The following is a 1,438-nucleotide window of genomic DNA, read 5'->3' as shown; positions in this document are numbered from 1 at the left end:
CACGGCGCAGCTCCGGGTCAGCGTGCCAGCCGCAGGCCGGCGCCCCGGGCCAGCGCGCGCTCGTACACCGCGCCGGCCACCGCGATGTCCTGCACACCCATGCCGAACGGGTTGATCACCACCCGTTCGTGCTCCGCGACGGTCCGGCGGTAGCCGCCCGCGAAGAGGGTGGGCAGTGCGGAGTCAACCGCGCGGCCGCCCTCGGGGGCGTCGGTCCCGGGGCCGCTGACCCGGCCCGCGCGTGCGAGGACACCCAGCAGGCGGTGGTCGTCGTCGACGACGAGTTTCCAGTCGTCGACGAACAGATGGTCGCAGCCCAGCAGGAGGCTCTCCGCCGCGTCGTCCAGCGACACGTTGACGAAGGTCCCGCCGGCCGGGACCCAGTCCAGTTCGACGTACGCCTCGGTCGTGGTGGTCACCGCGATGGTCAGCTGGGCCCGCTCGACCGCTTCGCGGGCGTCCTCCACCACGGTCACCGCAGTCGCGGGGTCGGCCGCGCGCCAGGTGGCGGCGAGCTTCCCGGCCCGTGCGGCGTCCCGGTCGAAGAGGAACAGCTCCTCGAGGCCGGGGCAGGCGGCGGCGAGCAGCTCATGGTGGACCTCGGCCTGCCGGCCGCAGCCGAGGAAGGCCACCCGCGTGACCCTCGCCAGATCCCGCACGGCCCGTACCGCGGCGATCGAGACGCCCGCGGTGCGCAGTGCGCTGATCCGGCCGCCCTCCATGACGCAGACGGGCCGCGCGGTCTCGCGGTCGTTGAGCACGATCAGCCCCGCGGCACGTGGCTGTCCGAGCAGCCGGTTGCCGAGCGACGCATTGATGATCTTGCAGCCGTAGCTGTCGCCCGACCAGGCCGGGAGGATGAGACTGCGGGCGGAGGCGCCGGAGCGGGTGGTCCACCGCAGAGCGGCCTCCGGGGAGAGGCCGGCCTCCTTGCGTTCGTAGGCCAGCAGCGTCTCGTGGGCGAGATCGACGATCGGCAGCTCCGCGGACAGCCGTTCCACATCGGTGCTGTCGAGATAGGTGAGAGGGGGATCGGGGTGTCCGGTCATCGGTTTGCCTTCGGCTCGGAGTGGACGTGGTTCAGCAGGGTCAGTGCGGCGCGGATCTCCTCGTCGGGATCCGGCGTGCCGACGGCCCGTGTCCCGCGCAGCTGCGGGTACTTCCCACCGCTGTCCGGGCAGACGCACGCGATCTCCCGCAGCGAGGGGTCCAGGCGGGCCCGGACGACCGCGGCCAGCACCGTCGCGCCGCTGCTGCCGCCGAGCGAGATCCCGGTCCGGCGCAGCACCAGGGCGCAGGCCGTCGCGGCCGCCGAGTCCCGGATGCGTACGACGTGGTCCCAGTGGTGCGGCTCGACGAACCCGGAGACCTGCCCGGAACCAAAACCCATCAGCTTCAGGGGCCGCTCGGCGGGTGCCCCGCCGAGCGCCGACGAGCC

General features: G+C 73.4%; 1 protein-coding gene and 1 pseudogene. Both read right to left on the bottom strand.

Going from position 1 to position 1,438, the window contains the following annotated elements:
* Window positions 1-17: 17 nt before the first annotated feature.
* The gene (locus ACLZN2_RS16700; protein WP_416979259.1) at window positions 18-1,049 is read right to left on the bottom strand and encodes an ornithine cyclodeaminase; all 1,032 of its coding nucleotides are present in this window, start codon (window positions 1,047-1,049) and stop codon (window positions 18-20) included.
* Window positions 1,046-1,438 (bottom strand): annotated as a pseudogene (locus ACLZN2_RS16695) (hypothetical protein); the annotation flags it as partial. The gene ACLZN2_RS16700 and the pseudogene ACLZN2_RS16695, both read right to left, overlap by 4 nt.

Origin of the sequence: Streptomyces sp. T028 (genome assembly GCF_048159505.1) — a bacterium.
Classification (GTDB): domain Bacteria; phylum Actinomycetota; class Actinomycetes; order Streptomycetales; family Streptomycetaceae; genus Streptomyces.
Note: the sequence above shows the minus strand (reverse complement) of the source record. Positions and strands in the feature narration are given on the sequence as shown.